This is a genomic window from Acinetobacter sp. PK01 (genome assembly GCF_022819285.1).
Lineage (GTDB): Bacteria > Pseudomonadota > Gammaproteobacteria > Pseudomonadales > Moraxellaceae > Acinetobacter > Acinetobacter tandoii.
Window position 1 is genome coordinate 572,855 of the sequence record NZ_CP094643.1, and the last position, 24,722, is coordinate 597,576.

Annotated in this window: 27 protein-coding genes; 13 read left to right on the forward strand and 14 right to left on the reverse strand. The window is 40.4% G+C overall.

Annotated features, from left to right (window positions below):
- Positions 1-96 precede the first annotated feature (96 nt).
- Complete coding sequence (locus MP622_RS02675) at positions 97-702, forward strand: LysE/ArgO family amino acid transporter (protein ID WP_243792369.1); 606 nt, start codon at positions 97-99, stop codon at positions 700-702.
- A gap of 46 nt (positions 703-748) precedes the next feature.
- On the opposite strand, the gene MP622_RS02680 is transcribed toward MP622_RS02675, so the two are convergent.
- The 6 genes from MP622_RS02680 to dapD all read right to left on the reverse strand — a co-directional run bounded on the left by MP622_RS02680 (position 749) and on the right by dapD (position 4,721).
- Complete coding sequence (locus MP622_RS02680) at positions 749-1,207, reverse strand: peroxiredoxin (RefSeq protein ID WP_104441729.1); 459 nt, start codon at positions 1,205-1,207, stop codon at positions 749-751.
- Positions 1,208-1,210: 3 nt separating this feature from the next.
- Positions 1,211-1,909: a diphthine--ammonia ligase gene (locus MP622_RS02685; RefSeq protein WP_243792371.1), complete on the reverse strand. Its 699-nt coding sequence runs from the start codon at positions 1,907-1,909 to the stop codon at positions 1,211-1,213.
- A gap of 72 nt (positions 1,910-1,981) precedes the next feature.
- The gene (locus MP622_RS02690; RefSeq protein ID WP_016166861.1) at positions 1,982-2,392 is read right to left on the reverse strand and encodes a hypothetical protein; all 411 of its coding nucleotides are present in this window, start codon (positions 2,390-2,392) and stop codon (positions 1,982-1,984) included.
- A gap of 16 nt (positions 2,393-2,408) precedes the next feature.
- Entirely contained in the window at positions 2,409-3,077 is a 669-nt protein-coding gene (queC, locus tag MP622_RS02695) for a 7-cyano-7-deazaguanine synthase QueC (protein ID WP_044739960.1), read from the reverse strand.
- Positions 3,078-3,106: 29 nt separating this feature from the next.
- On the reverse strand, positions 3,107-3,817 hold the full coding sequence (queE, locus tag MP622_RS02700) for a 7-carboxy-7-deazaguanine synthase QueE (protein WP_243792373.1): 711 nt from the start codon (positions 3,815-3,817) through the stop codon (positions 3,107-3,109).
- An 82-nt stretch (positions 3,818-3,899) separates the two neighbouring features.
- On the reverse strand, positions 3,900-4,721 hold the full coding sequence (gene dapD / locus MP622_RS02705; protein ID WP_016166858.1) for a 2,3,4,5-tetrahydropyridine-2,6-dicarboxylate N-succinyltransferase: 822 nt from the start codon (positions 4,719-4,721) through the stop codon (positions 3,900-3,902).
- 291 nt (positions 4,722-5,012) lie between these two features.
- Here dapD and carO point away from each other — a divergent pair, with 291 nt between their 5' ends.
- Positions 5,013-5,720 carry an ornithine uptake porin CarO gene (gene carO, locus MP622_RS02710; RefSeq protein ID WP_131263450.1) on the forward strand — a complete coding sequence of 236 codons (708 nt, stop codon included), beginning with the start codon at positions 5,013-5,015 and terminating at the stop codon, positions 5,718-5,720.
- Between the two features lie 65 nt (positions 5,721-5,785).
- On the opposite strand, the gene MP622_RS02715 is transcribed toward carO, so the two are convergent.
- From MP622_RS02715 to MP622_RS02745, 7 genes are all read right to left on the reverse strand, one after another.
- The gene (locus MP622_RS02715; RefSeq protein ID WP_243792375.1) at positions 5,786-6,994 is read right to left on the reverse strand and encodes an outer membrane protein transport protein; all 1,209 of its coding nucleotides are present in this window, start codon (positions 6,992-6,994) and stop codon (positions 5,786-5,788) included.
- Between the two features lie 190 nt (positions 6,995-7,184).
- Positions 7,185-8,108 (reverse strand): CysB family HTH-type transcriptional regulator, encoded by a 924-nt coding sequence (locus MP622_RS02720; RefSeq protein ID WP_016166855.1) that lies wholly within the window; start codon positions 8,106-8,108, stop codon positions 7,185-7,187.
- 50 nt (positions 8,109-8,158) lie between these two features.
- A complete protein-coding gene (locus MP622_RS02725) occupies positions 8,159-9,220 on the reverse strand; it encodes a sulfate ABC transporter ATP-binding protein (RefSeq protein WP_016166854.1) in 1,062 nt (353 codons plus the stop codon).
- A 14-nt stretch (positions 9,221-9,234) separates the two neighbouring features.
- On the reverse strand, positions 9,235-10,125 hold the full coding sequence (gene cysW / locus MP622_RS02730; protein ID WP_243792377.1) for a sulfate ABC transporter permease subunit CysW: 891 nt from the start codon (positions 10,123-10,125) through the stop codon (positions 9,235-9,237).
- Positions 10,122-10,955, reverse strand: coding sequence for a sulfate ABC transporter permease subunit CysT (gene cysT / locus MP622_RS02735; protein ID WP_016166852.1), 834 nt, complete (start codon positions 10,953-10,955; stop codon positions 10,122-10,124). Before cysT ends, cysW begins: the two co-directional genes overlap by 4 nt.
- Positions 10,956-11,030: 75 nt before the next feature.
- Positions 11,031-11,636, reverse strand: a complete 606-nt coding sequence (locus MP622_RS02740; RefSeq protein ID WP_243792379.1) for an alpha/beta hydrolase — start codon at positions 11,634-11,636, stop codon at positions 11,031-11,033.
- Positions 11,637-11,666: 30 nt separating this feature from the next.
- The gene (locus MP622_RS02745; protein WP_016166850.1) at positions 11,667-12,674 is read right to left on the reverse strand and encodes a sulfate ABC transporter substrate-binding protein; all 1,008 of its coding nucleotides are present in this window, start codon (positions 12,672-12,674) and stop codon (positions 11,667-11,669) included.
- A 162-nt stretch (positions 12,675-12,836) separates the two neighbouring features.
- On the opposite strand from MP622_RS02745, the gene pabC reads away from it, so the two are divergent.
- From pabC to MP622_RS02765, 4 genes are all read left to right on the forward strand, one after another.
- Positions 12,837-13,649, forward strand: a complete 813-nt coding sequence (pabC, locus tag MP622_RS02750; protein WP_243792381.1) for an aminodeoxychorismate lyase — start codon at positions 12,837-12,839, stop codon at positions 13,647-13,649.
- A 7-nt stretch (positions 13,650-13,656) separates the two neighbouring features.
- Positions 13,657-14,721 carry an endolytic transglycosylase MltG gene (gene mltG / locus MP622_RS02755; protein ID WP_016166848.1) on the forward strand — a complete coding sequence of 355 codons (1,065 nt, stop codon included), beginning with the start codon at positions 13,657-13,659 and terminating at the stop codon, positions 14,719-14,721.
- 3 nt (positions 14,722-14,724) lie between these two features.
- Positions 14,725-15,324, forward strand: coding sequence for a dTMP kinase (tmk, locus tag MP622_RS02760; protein ID WP_016166847.1), 600 nt, complete (start codon positions 14,725-14,727; stop codon positions 15,322-15,324).
- A gap of 89 nt (positions 15,325-15,413) precedes the next feature.
- Positions 15,414-15,839 (forward strand): PaaI family thioesterase, encoded by a 426-nt coding sequence (locus tag MP622_RS02765; protein WP_243792383.1) that lies wholly within the window; start codon positions 15,414-15,416, stop codon positions 15,837-15,839.
- Positions 15,840-15,922: 83 nt separating this feature from the next.
- On the opposite strand, the gene nadB is transcribed toward MP622_RS02765, so the two are convergent.
- Positions 15,923-17,563: an L-aspartate oxidase gene (nadB, locus tag MP622_RS02770; RefSeq protein ID WP_243792385.1), complete on the reverse strand. Its 1,641-nt coding sequence runs from the start codon at positions 17,561-17,563 to the stop codon at positions 15,923-15,925.
- A 229-nt stretch (positions 17,564-17,792) separates the two neighbouring features.
- Between nadB and MP622_RS02775 the strand changes: the two genes are divergently transcribed.
- The 7 genes from MP622_RS02775 (at position 17,793) to era (ending at position 24,722) form a co-directional block, all read left to right on the forward strand.
- A complete protein-coding gene (locus MP622_RS02775; protein ID WP_243793440.1) occupies positions 17,793-19,172 on the forward strand; it encodes a Do family serine endopeptidase in 1,380 nt (459 codons plus the stop codon).
- 161 nt (positions 19,173-19,333) lie between these two features.
- Positions 19,334-19,786 carry a thioesterase family protein gene (locus MP622_RS02780; RefSeq protein ID WP_151503782.1) on the forward strand — a complete coding sequence of 151 codons (453 nt, stop codon included), beginning with the start codon at positions 19,334-19,336 and terminating at the stop codon, positions 19,784-19,786.
- 172 nt (positions 19,787-19,958) lie between these two features.
- Complete coding sequence (lepA, locus tag MP622_RS02785; protein ID WP_104441738.1) at positions 19,959-21,776, forward strand: translation elongation factor 4; 1,818 nt, start codon at positions 19,959-19,961, stop codon at positions 21,774-21,776.
- A 21-nt stretch (positions 21,777-21,797) separates the two neighbouring features.
- Positions 21,798-22,625 (forward strand): signal peptidase I, encoded by an 828-nt coding sequence (gene lepB, locus MP622_RS02790; protein ID WP_243792387.1) that lies wholly within the window; start codon positions 21,798-21,800, stop codon positions 22,623-22,625.
- A gap of 23 nt (positions 22,626-22,648) precedes the next feature.
- Complete coding sequence (locus MP622_RS02795) at positions 22,649-23,023, forward strand: DUF4845 domain-containing protein (RefSeq protein WP_044739971.1); 375 nt, start codon at positions 22,649-22,651, stop codon at positions 23,021-23,023.
- A complete protein-coding gene (gene rnc, locus MP622_RS02800; RefSeq protein WP_016166839.1) occupies positions 22,995-23,687 on the forward strand; it encodes a ribonuclease III in 693 nt (230 codons plus the stop codon). The genes MP622_RS02795 and rnc overlap by 29 nt, the downstream gene beginning before the upstream one ends.
- 6 nt (positions 23,688-23,693) lie before the next feature.
- Entirely contained in the window at positions 23,694-24,722 is a 1,029-nt protein-coding gene (era, locus tag MP622_RS02805) for a GTPase Era (RefSeq protein WP_243792389.1), read from the forward strand.

The window sequence follows — 24,722 nt, forward strand, 5'->3', positions numbered from 1 at the left end:
AGATAAATTGAGTTAAATTGATATTTTTTTAGTTTTATTTAGTTAAATAAAAAATGATTGATAATGCGATGGAGCAAAAATAGAGTTGAAAAAGTCATGTTACAAACGTATTTACAGGGCATCGCGGTTGGTTTTAGTCTGATTGTAGCGATTGGAGCGCAAAATGCTTTTGTTTTAAAACAGGGCTTAAAACAACAATCTGTATTTTGGGTCTGCTTTGTTTGTGCGCTGTCCGATTCAATTTTAATTTTATTAGGAATCACAGGTTTTTCTGTGGTACTTCAGCATTACCCGTCTGTACTCGGAATGGCAAAGTGGGCGGGGGCATTATTTTTATTTTGGTATGGCTTGCAACATTTGTTAGCAGCATTCAAATCGAATCAGGGGTTGCATGCAGCACAGCAAAATGAGACCAATTTAGGTCAGATCTTGTTGGTATGTTTAGCATTAACTTGGCTAAACCCACATGTTTATTTGGATACAGTGGTACTGATCGGTTCTATCTCGACACAATTTGAGCAGAGTAAACTCTATTTTGCACTGGGTACCATGACTGCATCATGGTTATTCTTTTTTAGTTTGGGCTACGGAGCACGACTATTAACGCCAGTTTTTGAAAATCCGAAGGCATGGAAAATCTTGGATGGATTGATTGCCCTGATTATGTGGAGTATTGCGCTGTCTTTAATTTTAAATACTTAATGATAAAAGCCGCTGAGTTGAGTAATCATTACAGCGGCTCTATTGATTAAGCTTGTAAAGCTTTTAAATCAGCAAGAACTTGTTCTGCATGTCCCGCAGCTTTGACTTTACGATATTCTTTTACGAGTTTGCCTTGATGGAAAATAAAGGTTGAGCGTTCAATGCCCATGACTTGTTTGCCATACATATTCTTTTCTTTAATCACATCGAAGTGCTTGCACAGAACTTCTTCTTTATCACTGATTAAATTAATGGTTAAAGCCTGTTTTTCGGTAAAGTTCTGATGGGCTTTAACCGAATCGCGTGAAACACCAATGATCGTAGTTTTCAGTGCATCAAACTGGTCTTTTAAACATGAAAAACCAACGGCCTGTGTGGTACAACCTGGTGTTGAATCTTTCGGGTAGAAATAAACAATTAACCATTCACTAGGCACTTCAGTTAAGTTGATTTCGCCTGTAGTGGTTGGGAAAGTTTGATTTGGAAGTTGAATTGTCTCTGTCATGGTTCATCCTTCAATCTGGTGTTGTTCTAGTTCAAGGGGTAAAAAGGCGTAATTTTCGTAATAGAGAATATCACCTTTCATAATGTTGAGTGCATGTTTAAAAATTGGGCCATTAATCACTGTCGTGTGAAACTCACCCGCTTCTCCGCAAGGGGCAATTCCTCTGGCTACAAGCTCTTGTATATAGTCCAGTGTCAGAATTTGTCCCAGATCTTCAATTTTCATGCCTAAGTTCAGATTGACCGTCACAATAATGCTTTGAAATCCTAGTGAAATAAATTCCTGCACAATGTCTAAACGTGGACGTTGCCAAAGTGGCATACATAAACCGAGCTGACTTTTATCGCAAACAGATTGGTTCCATTCTGCGTGTGCCATTAAGTCAATATCGCCTGTAACCAACGTTTCTGCGCCTAAGATTTGGGCTTTTTGTAGCAGTTGAATAAAATGACTTTCATAATCTTGCCAAGTGGCGGAAGCTGTAAAAATGGGTAATCCAATCGCATTGGCTTGAGCATGGATAATGTCCAAGGACATACCGTGCGAACGAGATTTCAAGCCTTGCTCTTCAAGCATCACTATTAGTGCAACGGCTTCACCCATTTGCATGGCTTGATAGAGGGCGAGGCTGCTGTCTTTACCGCCACTATAGGACGCAATAAATTTTTGACCTTGAGCGTTTGTATTCCATTCATTGCACATAGTTTCAAGTTCTATCAATTTTGTGACATAGAAAAAGCCTGCATAAAGCAGGCTTCATTCATATTGAGCGAATTATTTTTTCGCTTGCGCGTTTTTCACTGCCGCTTCAGTTAATGACTTTAATTTTGTCGTTAACTGAGGGCCAAAGCAGGCTTGTAAATCTTTATTCTGCTTTTGAACAAAAGCCAAGGTGCTTGGACTTTTCTTTTGATTAATTGCGCTTTGAATTTCCCATTTTTGAGCATTGGTCAATTTACCATCTGCCTCGACTGCACAAGTACAGTATTTGCTTACTTCAGCGCTAGATAATTTATTACCTTTAGCTGTTTCTTCTTTACAAACATTAATTAACGCAGCTTTTACATTGGTGCTTTTATAGGCTTCTTGTAATTTGTTTGACTCAGCAGCATGTGAAGCTGTTGCGAACAATGCAGCTGCAGAAACCAATGTAGAAAGAATAATGTTTGATTTTAAATTTTTCATAAACTGTACCCTGTAATTACGGTATGTAACGTGTTGGGTCTGCTACGCCTGCATCTTCAAAGCCTTGTTTGCGTAAGCGGCAGCTGTCGCATTTACCACAAGCACGTCCTTGGTCATCTGCTTGGTAGCAAGACACCGTTTGACTATAGTCTACGCCATGTTCTATACCTAAGCGAATGATATTTGCTTTGGATAAATGTAACAGAGGTGTTTCAAATTTAAGAGGTTTTCCTTCAACACCCACCTTGGTTGCCAAGCGTGCCATATTGGCAAAAGCTTCAATATATTCTGGTCGACAGTCAGGATAACCTGAATAATCAACAGCATTGATACCAATTACAATGGCTTCTGCACCAAAAACTTCTGCTGCTGCTAAAGCATAAGATAAGAAAATGGTGTTACGTGCTGGAACATAAGTTACAGGAATACCTTCTTGGAGTTGTTCTGGTACATCAATGCTATGGTCTGTTAAAGCAGAACCACCTAAGTTACCTAAATCAATATTAATAATACGATGTTCAACACCAACACGTTGTGTTAGGGCTTTTGCAGCATCTAACTCTGTGGTAGAGCGTTGACCATACATAAAACTAATAGCCATACATTCATAACGTGCTTGCGCCCAAGCTAAACAAGTAGTTGAGTCTAAGCCGCCTGATAACAAGACTATGGCACGAGGGCGCATATGCAAATCTCCAAAATATTTAAAAGCAATTAACGACCAGTTTCATCGTTCCATAACAATTTATGTAACTGTAATTGGAAGCGAACAGGGAGATGGTCTTCTAAAATCCATTGCGCTAAATCACGCGCAAGTTGTGGTAAGCGCACAGCACCTTTTTCTACAGCAAAAGCAGGGGAGAACCAAATGGTACTGACTTTATCTTGTAGTTGGTATTGTGCGACCTGTAGTTTTGACCACTCATAATCTTCACGGTTGCAAATCACGAACTTAATCTGATCATGTTGAGTAAGATGATCTAGATTACTGATTAAATTACGTTGTTCTTCACCCGAAGTTGGAGTTTTAAGGTCTAAAACTTTAGAAATACGAGGGTCAACTTTAGAAACATCTAAAGCACCACTGGTTTCTAAAGATACTTCACAGCCTAGATCTGCTAGACGTTGCATTAACGGTAAAGCATTCGGCTGTGCGAGGGGTTCACCACCTGTCACGCAGACATAGGGCGTTTTAAAATCGAGTGTGGTTTGAATAATTTGTTCGAGCGATTGGCGCTCACCACCTTCAAAAGAGTAAGTGGTATCACAATAAGTACAGCGTAGTGGACAACCTGTTAAACGGATAAATACTGTTGGCAGTCCTGCTGTATTGGCTTCACCTTGTAATGAATAAAAAATCTCCGTGATGCGTAAGCCCGCAGCCGGATCAGAAACAGGAATAGCTGAAGATCGGAGAGTATTCATAGCACAAGATAACCACAAGATAGAAAAATAAAAATCTCTACGACCATACCTGACCGTAGAGACCGAAAAGCAGTTTGAAAAATTAGTCTTCGCGTAATAATTCGTTCAAGCTCGTTTTAGCACGAGTTTTCGCGTCAACTTTTTTCACGATAATTGCAGCGTATAAGCTGTAAGTACCGCATTTAGAAGGAAGGCTACCAGAAACAACCACGGAACCTGCTGGTACGCGGCCGTAGTGGATTTCACCAGTTTCACGGTCATAAATCTTGGTTGATTGACCAATGAATACGCCCATTGAAATGACAGAACCTTCTTCAACAATCACACCTTCAACGATTTCAGAACGTGCACCGATGAAGCAGTTGTCTTCAATAATGGTTGGGTTTGCTTGTAATGGTTCGAGTACGCCACCGATACCTACGCCACCAGACAGGTGAACGTTTTTACCAATTTGTGCACATGAACCTACAGTTGCCCATGTATCAACCATTGTGCCTTCATCTACATAAGCACCAATGTTGACATAAGATGGCATCAACACCACATTTTTTGCTTGGAAGCTGCCTTTACGTGCAACTGCTGGTGGTACAACACGTACGCCCGCAGCTTTGAACTGTTCTTCAGTCCAACCAGAGAATTTAGTGTCAACTTTGTCGTAGAAACGAAGATCACAAGACTCAATTGGCTTGTTGTCGTTTAATTTGAACGATAACAACACTGCTTTTTTAAGCCATTGGTGAACAACCCATTCGCCGTCGATTTTTTCAGCTACGCGTAATGAGCCATTATCTAAACCTGCAATCGCTTGTTCTACAGCGTCACGAATTTCAGCAGAACAGTCTGCTGCTGTGAAATTAGCACGGTCTTCAAAGGCTTGTTCGATAATTGTCGAAAGCTGAGACATGATCTTCCTTCCAAAAAAATTTTGAAGATTTTACACTATATTTGCCCAAAAATAGATGAAAAATCGTCTTAGCATCGGAATTAATAATTAAGGTAGTTCAGTAAAAACCTATGTTAAATTGTATAAGTTGTTAAACAAATAAGTGTTTGCAAACTATATTTTATGAAATATGTATCAAAAGTTAACAAAAACTAAGCAAATCGTTCATAAAAAGCACCGAAGTTCTGGTCTAGGATGAGTTCATCAAAACAACTTCACGATTAAAAGTTTAATCTTCTGAGGAGACCAGCAATGAAAAAATTAAGTTTAATTGCAATTGCAACAACAATGACCGCTTTTGCAGGGACTGCAATGGCAGAAGAACCTGTAATTAATGATGGTCGTGTTTCTAATCAGCTTATTCCTACTTCTGTTCGTGCTGAAGCAGGAACAACAGGTTATGGTGGAGCAGTCACTTGGACCGCTAACCCTTATGTGGGCGTAACTCTAGGTTACAATGGTGGTGATGTTTCTTGGTCAGATGACTTGTCTGTTGATGGCGTAAAATACGACATGGACATGAAGAATAACCTTACATATTTAAATGCTGAGGTACGACCTTGGGGTACAAGCTCGAACATGTGGGCAAATTCACTCTATATGGCAGCAGGTGTGGGTTATGTCGATAGTGAATATACGCTCAAATCTAAAGCAGGTAGCGGTAATATCGAGATTGATGGGACTCCAACCAGTTTTGAGTCTGTGACAGGTAAGGTTAGCTATAACAATGACATTGCACCTTACTTAGGTCTTGGTTTTGCACCTAAAATCAATGACAAGGTTGGTGTGTTTGGTGAGGTAGGTGCTTACTACACAGGTAATCCACAAGCTAAACTGACAGGTGTCGGTGGTACAGCAGCGGATCAGGCGTTATTGGCTGAACACGAACGTAATGTCGAAAACGACGATAAATATGAGTGGATGCCAGTGGCGAAACTCGGTGTAAGTTATCACTTCTAAGAGATAATCTTATTCTAGAAAAACGGGCTAAATGCCCGTTTTTTTAAACATTCATACAATATCAACTAAAAGTGATGTCCGATTTTTCCACCAAATACCCATGCATCATTTTGATTCACTGAATATAAAGTAGTAAGTTTGGTATTTGCTCCAGCATCCTGTACAGTTTTGGCTTTGTTAAAGCGTAAATACTGTGTTCCTAAAGCAAAGAAGGATTGAGGTTGCCAGTAATAGAGGGCGCCTAGACCAACTCCATAGTAACCGTCGACAGGGCTTAAGGTCGAAGCTGTATTGCCGTTCCCTGAGTCCCAGCTTATATCAAGGGTAGAGACCCAGCGCGAACTGAATTGATGCGCAATGCCAATTTTCCCAGTCCATTGATCTTCTTGATATTGAATCATGTTAAAGGAAGCAATTTCAGGGGCATATTGCGCTGCACTTTCAATAATGGCGGCAAACTGAGTCGGCTGAATGATGTAGTCACTCCAATTGACCCAGCGCAGTGAAGCATACAGCAGACTTTGGGGGGAAAGTCCTGTTTGGAAATCCAGATTGACTGAAGCGGGTGTTTCTATCTTAGTTTTATTTGCTGTCGTCAAGTGAATAGGTTGGTTCTGAATCGATTCATTTACATGCACTTGATGTTTAATTGCCGAGCGATATGTTAGGCTACTGCGTAATGCGTATTCAGGAATTTGATAACTTAGACCTGCAAGCCAACCTAGGGCATGATCCTTTTCAAACTCTGCGCGGTATCCATTTAAAAAATAGAAACTTTGTCCAAACACATCTAAGTTGCCTTCAAAGCTTTGTATGCCGAGACCTGCATAAATTTGCCACGAAGGATTAGGCTGATAGCCAAATAGGCTAGTTATATTGTGACTGTCAAAATTGATATCTGTAGCTTCAATCTCAATCGGTCCAATCACGGTATTGGGGCGATAAAGGTATTGGATATCGACACCAAAGGGTTGATCAAAGATGAGACCGAATGAAACTTTCGGATGAGGCTGAAATTTTAAAGCAGCCTGTACAAAATTACGGTTTTCCACAAAGTTTCCGGTGGAAAAGTCAGTGACCCCAATTTCAGCCAATTCAGCTTGATTTTGGACTTGACCTGAAATATCTGCATTTAAACGGGCGAAGGTTAATTCGGCATAATTGCCTTTTTCAAAAAAAGGCCAAATGGATTGACCAGACAACTCCATGCCACCCGCTTGCAATGTGGGGGGAATAAAAATAACTATAGATGTAAATGTTCGGATCACCCACATATTAAAATACTCTGAATTATTATAAAAAGAGGTTTTGTTTTGGTGTGCGAGTGATTGTTATTGTGTGGAATTCTACAGAGTGAAGCAAGAGGTTTATGTCATTCACATTTTTGTGAATAGCACATTTGAGCATTGTAGTGCTGAGTTGATAACATGGAGGTAATGCAGCGCATTACCTCCATGTTGATTGTTATTCTTCAGGATATGCGACTTTTTTCAAAGCTTTAATATCAGTTTCTGGCGAGCAAAGTGAAATAAACTCATAACCATAACCACGCAGTAAATGCCCTTTACGTACTGCAAGCCACGTGGTGTTTACACCAAAAATATCAGTTTGAATTTGCTTTAAGCGATAATCACGCTCAGCGTCGTAAGCAACATTATTGACAATACCAACGCCCATACCGAGTTCAACATAGGTTTTGATGACATCGGCATCCAGTGCAGACATGACAATATCGACATCGATATGGGCATCTTCAAATGCTTTATCAATTTTAGAACGACCCGTGAAACCACCGTGATAAGTAATTAATGGGTAATGCGCTAAATCAGCCAATTCAATATTTTCTTTTTGCGCTAGCTCATGTTGTTGTGGGGTAATAATGCAGTGCTGCCAGTTATAAAATGGCACACTGGCTAAATTATCTTCAGTGGTCAAAGATTCTGTAGCAATACCGATATCTGCTTCGCCTTGTAACAACATTTCCGTAATTTCAACAGGGCTGGCTTGTTGCAAAATAAGATGAACTTTAGGAAATTCTTTTTTAAATAAGTTCACAATTGGCGGCAGGACATAACGCGCTTGGGTGTGCGTAGTAGCAATGGTCAAAGTCCCTTCATCTACTTTATTAAAATCGTCGGCTAAACGTTTAATATTATCGGCATCGACCAACATCCGCTCCACAATGCCGAGTAAGGCTTGTCCTGGTTCTGTTAATCCCAGTAGACGTTTACCCTTACGAATGAATAATTGAACCCCTAATTCATCTTCTAAGTCTTTAATATGTTTACTTACCCCAGATTGAGAGGTATATAAGGCAGCAGATGCTTCGGTCAAGTTGAAGTTCTGTCGCACTGTTTCTCGAATAATTCTGAGTTGTTGGAAATTCATTTCTCTATACCTTAAAGCGGGTGAGGTGTTGATGCCTCACCTCTATGTCTCTATGCGACTTGATTTTCGAATAAGTGTAATGCAGTTGCACTCAACCAAACAGTTTGATTTGGTCTAAATTGATGTAATTTTGACTCTTCTGGGCTGAGTGTGATTTCAATCAGGTTGCCCTGACGGTCTTGTAACTCTGCCAAGACTTTGCCTGCAATCCAAATTTCACGTAAGAATGTGGCTTGAATCGCATTGTCTTGGGGTTGGGTGTGAATGCGTAATTCATTCGGACGTGCAAAGGCAATGACATTGCCATGTGGCACATGTTGAGCAGCATCTAACTGAATACGGTCTTCACCCAATTGAATAATGCCTTGATGATTGTGACCCTCAAATCGGTTGGCTTGACCTAAAAAGTCAAAGACAAACGGTGTAGCTGGTTTTTCATAGACTTCGCGAGGCGAACCAATCTGTTCGACATTGCCTTTGTTCATTACCACAATTTGATCGGCAACTTCTAGCGCCTCTTCCTGATCGTGCGTCACGAAAATTGAAGTAATGTGCAATTCGTCATGTAAGGTACGTAACCAACGACGCAGCTCTTTGCGCACCTTGGCATCGAGTGCGCCAAAAGGTTCATCCAGTAGTAATACTCGTGGCTCAACCGCTAAGGCACGGGCCAAGGCAATACGTTGACGCTGTCCACCTGAAAGTTGAGCAGGATAGCGGTCTGATAAGAAACCAAGCTGAACCAAATCCAGTAAACGGGTAACACGTTTTTTAATTTCTGCTTCCGAAGGGCGTGTTGCACGCGGACGAACACGTAAACCAAAGGCAATATTGTCAAAGACAGTCATATGACGAAACAGCGCATAGTGTTGGAATACAAAACCAACTTGGCGTTCCCGGACATGTACATCAGTGGCATCTTGACCTTCTAAAATCACCTGTCCACCATCTGCCGATTCTAAACCCGCAATAATACGGAGCAGGGTGGTTTTACCGCAACCTGAAGGACCAAGCAAAGCCACCAATTGACCTTCTGGGAAATCTAAAGAAATATTTTTAAGTGCATGGAATGCACCAAAGTTCTTTTCAATGTTTTTGACTTGAATACTCATGGGGACATTCCTATTTAAAGACTTGAACTGCTGTTACTTTTGTTTTGCTTTTCCTGACGATATTCAACCCAAGTTTTCAAAATCAAGGTAACAATCGCCAATAGAGCCAATAAGGAGGACACTGCAAAAGCCGCACTAAAGGTGTACTCGTTATAAAGAATTTCGACATGCAAGGGTAAGGTGTTGGTTTCTCCACGAATGTGTCCTGAAACTACAGATACCGCGCCAAACTCACCCATAGCCCGTGCATTACATAGGATTACACCGTAAATCAGACCCCATTTAATGTTTGGTAGGGTGACTTTCCAGAAGGTTTGCCAACCTGAAGCACCGAGAACCATTGCAGCTTCTTCTTCCTCAGTACCTTGTGCTTCCATAAGTGGAATAAGCTCACGTGCCACAAAAGGAACGGTAATAAAGACAGTTGCAAGTACAATCGCTGGAACTGCATACAGAATTTTAATGTCATGGTCGAGTAACCAATTCCCTATCCAACCTTGCGTACCAAAAATGAGCGCCAGCATTAAGCCTGCAATAACGGGTGAAACAGAAAATGGCAGATCAATTAAGGTGGTTAAAATAGATTTTCCACGGAAATTAAATTTAGCGACCGACCATGCTGCCGCTACACCAAACACTACATTTAATGGAACTGCGATTGCTGCTGTAAGTAAGGTAAGTTTGACCGCAGACAAAGTGTCTGGATCGACCAGAGCCTGAATATAAACTGCAATCCCTTGCTTAAAGGCTTCTACAAAAACCAGAATAAGCGGAAGAATTAAACAGCTTAAGAAAAAAATTAAGGCAATGCTCAGTAAAGTGTAACGGACCCAAATAGGTTCACGAGTGGCGTCACGAGACTGTAGGCGTTCAGCAAAGGCATTGCTGTTGGTAACTAAGCTCATATTGCATTTCTCCCTGTACGACGACTTGCCCATGCTTGTAATAAGTTAATTAAAAAGAGTAGTGCAAATGAAATTAACAGCATGACTACAGCAATGGTGGTTGCACCAGCATAATCATATTCTTCCAAACGAGAGATAATCATGAGGGGTGCAATTTCAGTTTTGAACGGTTGATTACCAGCAATAAAAATGACAGAGCCATATTCGCCAACACCACGTGCAAATGCCAAAGCAAAACCTGTGAGTAGCGCAGGGAATAAAATGGGTAAAATAATTTTAGTCACAATTTGCAGACGATTCGCGCCTAATGCAGATGCTGCCTCTTCTAGTTCTGTTTCTAGGTCACTTAATACAGGTTGAACAGTACGAACTACAAAAGGAATGCCAATAAAGATAAGCGCAAGCGTAATCCCGATTGGGGTATATGCCACTTGAATACCTAAAGGATCGAGATATTGTCCAACCCAACCTGTAGGTGCATAAAGTGAAGTTAACGCGATACCAGCCACCGCAGTGGGTAAGGCAAAAGGTAAATCGACCAAGGCATCAACAATGCGTTTACCTGGAAAACGATAACGAACTAAGCACCATGCCAGTAATAAGCCAAAAACAACATTAATGATCGCTGCTAAGAGTGCAGTAGTAAAGCTGAGTTGCAAGGCTTTTAAGATACGTTCAGAACTTAAAATTTCCCATAAACCAGACCAACCAATATCTAGAGATCGAATAAAAACTGCTGAAAGTGGAATCAGTACAATTAAAGATAAATAGGCGAGGGTAAAACCTAACGAAAGTCCAAACCCTGGCAGCACTCGGGATCGCTGCGACATGACAATTCCTCAAAATGTGAGAATACTGATCAAATAAAATCAGTAAAATAATCAGTAAATTAAATTATGCAGACCCTAGAGTGCATAGTTCAGAAAATGTGGATAATCATCAGACAGACGCATTCGAGACATTGAGCGTTCAGGAATCAGGTAGTCATAAATTTCAGGGAATGGTCCAAAACCTGATGCAACATTAATATGTCCCACTTGACCTAAATTCACTGGTTGCAGCTTCCAGCTACGTGCCAACTGTTGTGCATCTTCAAAGCTTAACCATGGATCATTTTCACTAATGAGCAAGGTTGTAGGCACCTGAATCTTCAATTGGTGAAAGAATGCTTGATAATCAGTTTTACTGTCACGTGCGAAACCCGCTTCGCCAAATCGGGCAGGATTGGCTGGCGCAACTAAAATCAACTTTTTCACATGCTTGTTTAGCTCAGGATGTAATGCTAATGCAGCCACTGTCGTTAAACAGCCAAAGCTATGTGCGACGATTTGTACATCACTTTGAAGAGGGCGCAGAGTTTTCGTAAATTGCTCTACCCAGTGATTAAGGACAGGTTGGTTCCAATCGGTCTGATTTACACTGGAGCTAGACATGAGGTTACGTTGCAACCAAGATTGCCAGTGTTGTGCTTCACTACCACCTACACCTGGTACGATTACGGTATGAATCATGACGTTGCTCCTGTGTAATTAAATAACGTTTTATTTTGCGCTATTGATTTTCACGATTTGATCGAAAATACCACCGTTGTCAAAATGCTGTTTTTGCACTTTGGTCCAACCACCAAATTCCTTATCAATTGTCACCAGTTTTAATGGTTTGAAGGTTGTTGAATATTTTTTCAGTACGCTTGCATTACGTGGACGATAATAGTTCTTCGCTGCGATCTCTTGTCCCTGAGGTGAATACAGGAAGTTCAGATAACCTTTCGCAAGATTTAAATTGCCATCTTTTTGCGCATTCTTTTCAACAATCGCAACAGGAGGTTCCGCTAAAATAGATAAAGATGGTGTGATAATCTCGAATTTACCTGGTTGTTCACGTACAGCGAGGTAAGCTTCATTTTCCCAAGCCAGTAATACATCTCCGATCCCGCGCTCAGCAAAAGTTGTTGTGGCACCACGGGCACCTGAGTCGAGTACTTTGGTTTGTTTGTAAATTTGACGAACAAACTCTTGTGCTTTGGCATCAGAACCATATTTGTGTTTAGCCCATGCCCATGCCCCTAAATAGTTCCAACGTGCGCCACCAGAGGTTTTTGGGTTCGGTGTAATAATGTCTACACCTGGTTTAACCAAATCTCCCCAATCTTTGATTCCTTTAGGGTTGCCTTTACGAACCAAAAACACGATAGTTGATGTGTAAGGGGTCGAGTTTTGTGGGAATTTCTTTTGCCAATCTTTCGGGAGTAAGTTGGTTTTGTCTGCAATCGCATCAATATCGGCTGCCAAAGCCAAAGTAACAACGTCAGCATCTAAGCCATCAATAACAGCACGTGCTTGTTTGCCTGAACCACCATGAGATTGTTTGAAATTAATATCTTGACCTGTACGGCTTTTCCAATATTGTCCAAACTGTTTGTTAAAGTCTTCGTAGAGTTCACGTGTCGGATCATAAGACACGTTTAGGAAATCCTTTGCAGAAGCATGTACTGCTGTAATTGAAATGAGTGCAGCAACAACCCCGAGTTTAAGTGTAGAAAAACGCATTTTCAGACCTCAATAATTCTAAATGTTCGTTAACATGAGCAAAGAATAGCGCTGTGTTTTTTGCAAAAAAAATAATAAAAAACGAATTTAATATGAATAAAAAAGAAATAAGTTAGATAATCTAGTCCCTAAACTACAGCAGGATCTTTGGGGGAGTAGGTTATGCTTTGTTTTAAGAATGCACAGGAAGTTACGAACGTCACCTTACTTGATCGTGCTTTTCATTATGGCGATGGCTGCTTTACGACTGCACGAATTGTGAATAATCAAATTGAGCTGGAACGCTTACATTACGCGCGTTTACAGTTGGCATGTAAGCGTTTATCACTTCATGCAAATTTAGATTTGATTGCTGAAACTTTAGTAGAAATGCAACAAGGTTTTGGATGTCTAAATGGGACTTTAAAAGTTGTCATTAGCCGCGGAAATGGACAACGCGGCTATACTCTACCCGATCATGTTGCCGATATCTGGGTGTTCTTCTATCCTCAAGCTGTTGACACATTTCATTACCAGAAAATTCAGTCGGGTATCTTGCAGCGTGTTATGGGACTGAGTATGCCAAACTTGGTTGGCATAAAAACTTTAAACCGTTTAGAACAGGTCATGCTTAAACAAGAAGCCGATCAACAGGGGTTGCTAGAGGCTTTGGTGTTGGATGTACAAGGCTCAGTTGTTGAAGGGATAAGCAGTAATTGTTTCTTTCGCATAAATGACACATGGATTACGCCTGAACTTCGTTATAATGGCGTGCATGGTGTCATGCGTGCTGAAATTCTTCGTCGTATGCAGCAGCAAGATATTCCATGCGAACAGCGTTTGGTGAAATCGGAAGAGATAGTAAATATACAAAGCCTATTTTTCTGTAATGCCTTGCAGCCCATGAAAATTGCTACAGTGTTAGATCAGCAAACATTAATGGTTGAACCCTGCATTGAACTTTTTAATACCCTAGAATTGAATCAGATAGCCTAATTTTATTATGAGCAGTAAACCAAAACCGAAAAAAAAGCCTGCTAAAAAAGGCAAACCAACAGCAACATTCTCCGCTAAAAAATGGGGAATTTTTATTGGGCTATTTCTAGCTGTTGTCATAGGTATTCTTTGGTCAAGTTTATTTAAGACCTATCCAGTTGAAGGGAAAAAACAGCTTTTAGCCATTGGTCAGGGGGATAGTTACTCAGGTTTGATTGATCGACTGTCGAAAGAAAATAAGATTTATTTTCCTATCATTTTAAAGCTTTATCAAAAAATCATGATTCACGAGAGCTTAAAAGCAGGTGTTTATGAAATTGATCAGGGTATGAGTGTACGTCAGGTTTTAGAGTTTATTTCTAACGCTGAAAATGCGCAGATGAATCGTGTTTTGGTCATTGAAGGCACCACCTTTAAACAACTGGTAGAGCAATTACAACAAAATCCACTGGTAAAAAAAGAGGTTTCAAACTTGCCTCAGGCTGAAATGTTGCAAACCTTGAACATTCCTTTTTCACATCCTGAAGGTTTATTTGCACCAGACACCTATTTCTTTAATAAAGGTGAATCGGACAAGAAAATTTTGACAGACTTGTACCGCCGTCAAATGAAAAATCTCGATCAAGCTTGGGAAAATCGTGCTCCGAATCTACCCTATAACAATAAATATGAAGCGCTGATTATGGCGTCTATTATTGAAAAAGAGACCAGTTTGGACAGTGAACTACAGCAAGTTTCAGGTGTCTTTGTGCGTCGTTTGCAAAAGGGTATGCGTTTACAAACAGATCCAACCGTCATTTACGGAATGGGAGATCGCTATAAAGGCAATATTACCCGCCAAGATTTAAGAACACCGACTGCTTATAACACTTACACCATGAGTGGCTTACCCCCAACGCCTATTGCTTTACCAAGTAAAAAAGCAATTGAGGCAGCAATGCATCCAGATGACTCCAACACGATTTATTTTGTTGCTACGGGTAATGGTGGTCATAAATTTAGCGCAACCTTGGACGAGCATAATCGCGCTGTCAAAGAATATTTATCCGTATTAAAGTCGAAGCAGGAGTGAAGCATGTTTATCAGTTTTGAAGGCACAGAAGGTGTCGGGAAAACCACTCTCATTCGTAAAATTCATGAGCATTTTCAACAGCAAGGCAAAGATGTTGTGCTGACGCGTGAACCAGGTGGAACGCCAATGGCTGAGCAGATCCGTAGCCTACTTCTTGCCGTGAATCATGATGAATCAATGTCAAATGATACTGAGTTATTATTGATTTATGCCGCACGTGCGCAGCATTTACAACAAGTGATTGTCCCAGCCTTGCAAGCAGGTAAAACTGTTTTATGTGACCGTTTTACCGATGCAAGTTTTGCTTATCAATGTTCAGGGCGTGGCTTGGATCAAACCAAATTAAATTTATTAAACGATCATTTTGTCTCTCATATGCCGAATATTACCTTCTGGTTAGATGCTCCAATTGAAACTGGCATGGCACGTGCGCGTGAACGTGGTGCTTTAGATCGTTTTGAACAAGAGAAAGTCAGCTTCTTTGAAAAGGTTCGTGCAGGTTATCAAACGCTTTGGGAACAACAACCTGAGCGTATGAAACGTTTAGATGCAACGCAGACACCAGAACAAGTTTTTGCCCAAGCTTTGTCATATTTGGTGTAATAGTTGATCAATTTTCCTAGTGTCGATCACTGAATAATCTTTTATAGTGGTGATCGAATAGGGAAGACGGATCATAATACGCAATGAATATGCAAAGTAAACAAGCTGAAATTATTCAGTTTTTGATGCAACATTTTCCGCAAAGTTTGGAAAAATGTGAGATTCAATCCATTACCGAACGGGCAGCAACGGTCATTTATCATATTGATGATCGAGATTTGCGTCCTGGTGGTACGGTTTCGGGACCGACCATGATGACGGTTGCAGATTATGCTTTGTATATTGCAATACTAGGTGAAATTGGCATTGTCGGGCTAACGGTTACCACTAACTTGAACATTAATTTTTTACGAAAACCCGCTGCCTCGCAAGACCTGCGTGGTGTATGTAAACTGATGAAAGTTGGTCAATCTCTTATTGTGGGAGAAGTCTGGATCTATTCAGTGAATGAAGATGAACCTGTGGCACATGTAACAGGAACTTATTCTGTTCCACCTCAGCGCACAGTGATATAACGACTCATTTGATTTATTGTGCTTATTTAAATTTGATGGTTTAAAAGGCAGGTACAGTTCAAAATAACTGTACCTGCCTTATTTTATTCAGCATTCACTAAAGGTGTTTCAACTTGAAAGTTTGGAGGAGTGAGTACTGTTTTGCGTAGTTCAGGCGCCAATTCAGGATAGTCTAAAGTGAAATGTAGCCCGCGTGATTCTTTGCGTTCCATTGCACAACGTACAATCATTTCAGAGACCAAGACCAAGTTGCGCAGTTCAATCAGGTTTTTACTGACTTGATAGTCTTCATAATATTCCGTGATTTCACGCTTGAGCATTTCAATACGGTGTAAGGCGCGCTGTAAGCGTTTGGTGGTACGGACAATACCCACATAGTTCCACATGGTTTGACGTAATTCATCCCAGTTTTGCAAAATGACGACATCTTCATCGGGGTTCATGACCTGCGAGTCGTCCCATTCTGGAACTTGAGGCGAGCTATAGTTTTCAACATAATGTGATTGAATATGTGCAGCAGCACTCATGCCATAGACGAAACATTCAAGTAGGGAGTTACTCGCCATACGGTTAGCGCCATGTAGACCTGTATAGGAAGTCTCACCAATCGCGTATAAACCGTGGATGTCAGTTTGACTATGCTCATCAACCACCACACCACCACAAGTGTAGTGTGCAGCAGGGACTACAGGAATCATTTTCTTAGTAATATCAATGCCTAATTCGAGTAATCGAGCATACAACGTCGGGAAATGTTCTTTTACGAAGGCTTCTGGCTTATGTGTAATGTCTAACCAGACATGACGGATACCTAAACGCTTGATTTCATAGTCGATAGCGCGTGCAACAATGTCTCGTGGAGCCAGTTCTGCACGTTCATCAAAACGCAGCATGAAACGTTCGCCATCTGGCAATCTTAAATAAGCGCCTTCGCCACGCATCGCTTCGGTGATGAGGAATGAGCGAGCTTGTGGATGATATAAGCAAGTAGGATGGAATTGGTTAAATTCCATATTTGCCACGCGGCACCCTGCACGATAGGCCATGGCAATCCCATCACCAGTTGCGATGTCAGGATTCGAGGTATACAGATAAGCTTTCATTGCTCCGCCACATGCCAAAGCGGTAAACGGTGCGAGGAAAGTATGAACTTGTTCGGTTTTCTCATCGAGTGCGTATAGACCAAGGGCACGATTATGTGCTTCGTCTAGACCAAGTTTTTGCGAAGTAATTAAATCTATCGCGATAAAGTTTTCAAAAATCGTAATATTGTCTTTTTCTTGCGCACGTTGTACCAACGTGGTCGAAATTGCACGCCCTGTCGCATCGGCTGCGTGAATAATACGACGCTGTGAATGGCCACCTTCACGGGTTAAATGTAACCGCGATTGTTCATCTAAAGTGAACTGCACGCCATTATTAAGCAGGAAATCAACAGAAGGTTTGCCGCCTTCAACGGTTTGTTTGACTGCATCAAGTTCACATAAATGTGCACCTGCAATCATGGTGTCATCAATATGCTGTTGAATGGAATCCGTTTCATCCAGAACAGCGGCAACCCCACCTTGTGCATAATAAGTGCTGGCATCGGTTAGGGTTGATTTTGCTAAAACTGCAATGTTGAAATGATGAGGTAATGACAGTGCTAAACTTAAACCTGCGCCACCACTGCCCACAATAATCACATCAAATTGATGCGTTAAGCTTAAATTAGACATTTCCATCAGCTAATTTTAAAAAAAGTTTGGTAATGACAACGCTTTTTGCGATAAAAGGCAAGTGTAAAATAGTCGAGTGCTCATCAGAAAAAGCAATTAACTTCCTATAACTTAATCTAAAAATAAGTACTTGTTTTGCTAAAACATAATTGAACATATTATTACGCAAGAATAACGAGTTTTATGATAAAAATTTTTTGTCTAATACGTAACAATAACTGAGTGAATGAGTTTTATGAAAAGTGGCTATTTACAAAAAGGAATGTATGCTGCGGTTTTTACAATGGTGGCAGTACAAACTCAAGCCGCACCAGCAGTAGATTTTTCAAATTTAGTTGAGCAAGTTAGTCCTGCGGTTGTGAGCGTGAATGTGGTCAAAAAAATGACCCAAGAAGAAATTATGCAGCAACAAGTACCAGAGATCTTACGTCGTTTTTTTGGTAATCAAGTCATAATTCCACAGCAGCAAGTTCCACAAGAAAAAACGGCTTATGGCAGTGCATTTTTTATCAGTAAAGATGGTTATTTGTTGACGAATCATCATGTAGTCGAAAATGCTTCAAAAGTCACGATTATGATGAACGATCGTCGTGAACTAGATGCAACGGTCATTGGTAGTGATGAACGTACTGATGTGGCATTGCTCAAAGTCAAAGGTAATCAATTTCCTGCATTAACAACGGGGAATGTAGATCAACTTAAAGTGGGTGAACCTGTATTGGCCATCGGTTCGCCGTTTGGCTTTGATTATTCGGCTTCTGCTGGGATTGTCAGTGCTAAAATGCGGAATATGATGGGTGAAACATCGGTTCCATTTATTCAAACGGATGTTGCCTTAAACCCTGGTAACTCAGGTGGACCATTATTTAATCAGCGTGGCGAAGTGGTTGGGGTCAACTCGCGTATTTTTAGTGGAACAGGTGGCTATATGGGCTTGTCTTTCTCTATCCCAATTGATGTTGCTATGGATATTGCAGACCAGTTGAAGAAGAATGGTAAAGTAACGCGTTCTTATCTGGGCGTTATGATGCAGGATATTGATCGTAACTTGGCAGAATCTTACAATTTACCAAAACCTGAAGGTGCCTTAATTACCGATGTAACACCAAATTCACCCGCAGCAAAAGCAGGTCTAAAAACAGGTGATATTGTGTTGAAATACAATGGTGCAGCGATTTCACGGACCTCAGAACTCCTCAATTATTTAAACCGTTCTGTACCAAATCAAACTATTCAACTTGAAATATTGCGTGATGATAAAACCCGTAATATTTCTGCAACCTTAACTACAGCCCCAGATGATACACCTGCTAAAGTAGATCAGGGCGCAGAAAGTGCTGGGCCAAAAATTGGGGTAGCAATTCGTGATTTAACACCTGCTGAATTAGCACAACTGAACATTAAAGGTGGTGTATTGATTCAAGACGTCATGCGTGGTGGGGTGGCGTCTCAAGCACGGATTCTACCAGGTGATGTGATTACCCAATTGAACAATACGACCATCAATAATTCGAAAGAGTTCATCAAAACAGTTTCAGGTTTAAAGAAAGATAGCATTGTGCGTGTTTCACTGATTCGTGAAGGACAGCGTGCTATTTTAGGGATGCGTATTTAACTGTTTTATGTGAAATCATGACATGAACTAGTAAAAGCCAGTCTATTCAGTTTAGACTGGCTTTTTTGACTGATGTTCGGACAGTCAAATCAGCTTAAGTGTGAAAAACATATACATGGTTTTTAAACATGAATGTAACCATGGACAGGACGAATAAATTAATGAGCGCGATTTTTGATTTAAATTTGACGGTAAAGCCAGAACATATTGATGTTTTGGGGCATGTGAATAATGTAGTTTATGTACAGTGGATGCAGGATGTTGCAACAGCACATATTGATCAGCTAGGTTTAGGCATTCAACAGTATTTAGAACTCAAACATGCCATGGTTGCAGTCGAGCATCATGTGCAATATCGAAAAGCAGCATTATTAGACGACCAAATTGTCTTACGTACATGGTTAAGTGACATCAATAGTATGTATTTATTTCGTCAATATGTTTTTTACCGACCAGCCGATCAAGCTGTGCTATTTATGGGGCAGACTAAATGGGCATGTGTTGAAATTGAAACAGGAAGACCTAAACGTATTTCGCCGACATTTTCGCAAGCGTATCAACCCTTAAATGATCAGATTAATCCATTAGATTTTTCACATAGCTATATGGTTTAAAAGCCGATTGGCACAAGTTTGAAAAATGTACAGGCTTAAAAACCTGAACGTTTAAACGAATTTATCACTTTTTCATTTTTGCAATCTGCTATAATCGGCAGCAATTTGTTTAACCGCTTACGCTTAGTACCTCAGCTTTGTACTTGGCACTATTTTTTTCTTAAGGTAACTCATGGCGCAAGCTAAAAAATCCGTTGATATCAATAACATCCGAAATTTTTCGATTATTGCTCACATTGACCATGGTAAGTCAACTTTGGCTGACCGTTTTATTCAAATGTGTGGTGGTTTACAAGATCGTGAAATGCAAGCCCAAGTTTTGGACTCAATGGAGTTAGAACGCGAACGTGGGATTACCATTAAAGCGGCTTCTGTGACCTTATATTATACGCATCCAAACGGGCAAGAATATCAATTGAACTTCATTGATACCCCAGGACACGTAGACTTTTCTTATGAGGTGTCTCGTTCTTTAGCGGCTTGTGAAGGTGCATTGTTGGTTGTAGACGCTGCACAAGGTGTTGAGGCTCAATCGGTTGCAAACTGCTATACCGCAATTGAACAAGGTTTAGAAGTTTTGCCAATTTTGAACAAAATTGATTTACCGCAAGCAGAACCAGAGCGCGTTATTCACGAAATTGAAGAAATTATCGGCATTGAAGCGACGGATGCCCCAACCTGTTCTGCAAAAACTGGCTTGGGTGTCGAGGGTGTACTTGAACGCTTAGTAGACGTGATTCCAGCACCTGTGGGTGATCGTGATGCGCCTTTACAAGCTTTAATTATTGACTCTTGGTTCGATAACTATCTAGGCGTTGTATCTTTAGTTCGTATTAAACAAGGTCGTATCCGTAAGGGCGACAAAATGTTGGTTAAATCGACAGGTCAAACTCATCCAGTAACTTCAGTGGGTGTATTTAATCCTAAGCATACGGAAACAGATATCCTTGAAGCTGGTGAAGTAGGTTTTGTAATTGCGGGTATTAAAGATATTTTTGGTGCACCGGTAGGTGATACCATCACGCTTGCAGCAACCCCTGAAGTTGCTACTTTACCGGGTTTCAAAAAGGTTAAACCACAGGTTTATGCAGGTCTGTTCCCGATTGATTCAAGTGATTTTGAACCGTTCCGTGAAGCATTGCAAAAATTACAAATCAATGATTCGGCATTGTTCTTTGAACCAGAAAGTTCAGATGCCTTAGGCTTTGGTTTCCGCTGTGGCTTCTTGGGCATGTTACATATGGAAATTGTTCAAGAACGCCTTGAACGTGAATACGATCTTGATCTGATTAGTTCTGCGCCTACGGTCGTGTACGAAGCATTAACCAAAAAGGGTGAAATAATTTATATCGATAGTCCATCAAAAATGCCTGATGGTTCAACGGTAGAAGATTTACGTGAGCCAATTGCTGAGTGTCATATCCTTGTACCGCAAGAATACTTGGGTAATGTGATGACCCTATGTATTGAGCGTCGTGGTGTGCAAAAGGACATGAAATTCTTGGGTAATCAAGTCTCGATTACTTTTGAAATTCCAATGGCTGAAGTCGTAATGGATTTCTTTGACAAGCTTAAATCATGTTCACGTGGTTTTGCATCGCTAGACTATAACTTCGTACGTTTCGAAAGTTCATCTTTAGTTAAGGTTGATGTCTTAATTAACAGTGAAAAAGTAGATGCCTTGGCTATGATTTGTCACCGTCAAGATGCTCGCCATCGTGGCATTGCATTAGTTGAAAAGATGAAGGATTTGATTCCACGCCAAATGTTTGATGTCGCAATTCAAGCTGCAATTGGGGCACAAATTATTGCGCGTTCAACTGTAAAAGCGATGCGTAAAAACGTATTAGCTAAATGTTATGGTGGTGACGTTTCACGTAAGAAGAAACTTCTTGCTAAACAGAAAGAAGGTAAGAAACGCATGAAACAAGTGGGTAGTGTAGAAATCCCGCAAGAAGCGTTCTTGGCTGTGTTGAAAGTAGAAAGATAAGAATTAGAGGTTGTTTAGCTCATGGATTTTGATTTTAATTTAATACTCGTGCCTGCCACCCTGATTTTTTTCTTGGTGTGGTTACTAGATAAGTTTGTATTAAAACAAAGACAAACTAAGGGAAGGGGTAATGAAAACTTCATTATTACATGGGCTTATGACTTCTGGCCTGTATTGGCGGTGGTTTTGGTTTTACGCTCATTCTTGTACGAACCATTTAATATTCCGTCAGACTCTATGGTGCCAACTTTAGAGACAGGTGACTTTATTCTAGTAAATAAGTTTGACTACGGTGTGCGTTTACCAATTGTGAATAAGAAAATTCTCGAAGTTGGTGAACCAGCACGTGGTGATGTTATTGTCTTCCGTTATCCACCACAACCGACTATTAGCTATATTAAGCGTGTTGTGGGTTTGCCAGGTGACCATATTATTTATGATCATGGTCAGTTAACGATTAATGGGAAAAAAGTTGCGAAAGTCCCAGTGGAATTTAGTCGTGAGAAAGATGCCTTAGATACACCGACTTCGATTTATCATAAGGAAACTTTGGGCGAACATACCTTTACAATGCGTGAGTTGGAAGGGGTGAATGTTGCTCGTCAAGCACCATTTATTAATTATATTGAAAATGGTAAATACTCAACTGAAAATGGTTTATATTGGGAAGTGAAAGTTCCTAAAGGGCACTACTTTGCGATGGGGGATAATCGTGATCAAAGTGCTGACAGTCGTTTTTGGGGATTTGTACCTGAAGAGAACTTAACTGGGCGAGCATTCTATGTTTGGATGCATAAAGAGCCTGGCTTTAAACTGCCGTCATTTAGTCGTAACGGCAGAATTGATTAATTGACCGAAATGGAAAATAAAAAATGCGTCGAAATCAAAAAGGTGCATCATATATTGGTATTTTAATTGCAGTTATAGGTTTTGCTTTTTTAGCAAAGGTTGCAATTGCAGTTTGGGGACCCTATTGGGATGATCGTGTGATTGATAGTCAGATTACAGAATTACTGCAAAGTAGCCCTGCTGATATCAGTCCATCGAAATTTTCAAGCCAAATGGGGCAGCGTTTAGATATGAACAATGTTCGCGATATTAAATTTGAAGACATTGCTCAAGTGACCAATGTTGATGGTTTACAAGTGAAAAAGAGTTATGAGGTAAGAAAGCCTTTCTTACTGAATATTGATTTAGTGTTAAAGTTTGAGAAAAGTTTTGATCAAAGGTCAGCCCAAACTAAGTGATATTCGCTTGGTGAATCGCATTGGTTATCAGTTTAAGCAAGCTGAGTTACTTCAGCTTGCTTTAACGCACCGTTCGGTAAGCCATAAATATAATTACGAACGCTTAGAGTTTCTAGGTGACTCGTTATTAGGAATGATTATCGCCAATTATTTGTACCATGCTTATCCACATGAAAATGAAGGTCGTTTGACGCGTATGCGAGCGACCTTGGTTCGGCAAGAAGCATTAGGTAAAATCGCAAATGATTTAAAACTCAGCACCAGCTTAATTTTAAGTACAGGTGAGTTGAAGTCTGGTGGGCATCATCGTGAGTCAATCTTGGCAGATACGGTTGAAGCGATTATCGGTGCAATTTATGTGGATTGCGCTGACTTAACTGTATTAGAGCGTATCGTGCTAAAATGGTATGAACCTTACCTAGATCATATTGAACCGACAGACCAACTGAAAGATCCTAAATCAAGATTGCAAGAATATTTGCAAGCACGTAAGAAGCCGCTTCCTATTTATGAAGTGGTCGATATACAAGGTGATGCGCCTAACCAACATTTCAAGGTGAATTGTACGGTTGAGGGTTTGCCTCTATTTAAGGGTGAAGGTTCAAGTCGTCGTTTTGCAGAGCAAGCTGCAGCGGCGGATATTTTAAAACTTTTGGAGCAGTAATCTGCCATGTCAAATTCTTCCGATCACAACGATGCTGATCACGAGTCGCAAAGCGACACTAATGATTTAATTAGTCGGTTTTTTAGCGAACAAGGCACTACCATTCCTTCTGATTTCAGAAGTGGCTTTGTTGCAATTGTTGGTCGCCCAAATGTGGGTAAATCAACATTGATGAATCACTTACTGGGACAAAAACTTTCAATTACTTCACGTAAACCGCAAACTACGCGCCATAAAATTGTCGGTATTGATTCACGTGAAAAATCTCAGGCGGTGTTTGTTGATACTCCAGGGATGCATAAAAAAGAAGTACGTGCCATCAATAAAATGATGAACCGTGCAGCTTCTTCTGCATTGCGTGACGTAAACTTGGTCATGTTTGTTCTTGATGCAGACAAGTGGACTCAAAACGATGAACTTGTTTTGGAAAAACTTCAAAATGCAGAAATGCCAGTGATTTTAGTGATTAATAAAATTGATACGCTTGAAAATAAAAATCATGCATTACCCTTGATTCAAGAGCGTGCAAAATTAATGAATTTTGCTGAGATTGTTCCTGTTTCCGCACTTCGTGGGGCAAACTTGGAACATCTGCGTGATACTATTGAAAAATATTTACCTTTCCAGCCACCAATGTATTCATTGGATCAATTAACAGATCGTTCTGAGCGTTTCTTGGCTTCGGAAATTATCCGTGAAAAAATTATGCGTCAGCTCGGTGAAGAGCTTCCGTATGATTTAACGGTTCAAATTGAATCATTCCGTATAGAAGATGCTGTTGTACATGAAAAAACAGGCAAACTTAAACCTGCATGTACTTATATTGATGCGACAATTTTTGTGGATCGTCCAGGACAAAAAGCCATTGTGATTGGAGAGAAAGGTTCAAAATTGAAGAAAATCGGTATGGATGCTCGTGTCGATATGGAAAAAATGTTTGAACAAAAGATCATGTTAACGCTTTGGGTGAAAGTGAAAGGTGGTTGGTCAGACGATGAGCGAGCACTGAAAAGCTTGGGTTATAGTGATATCTAA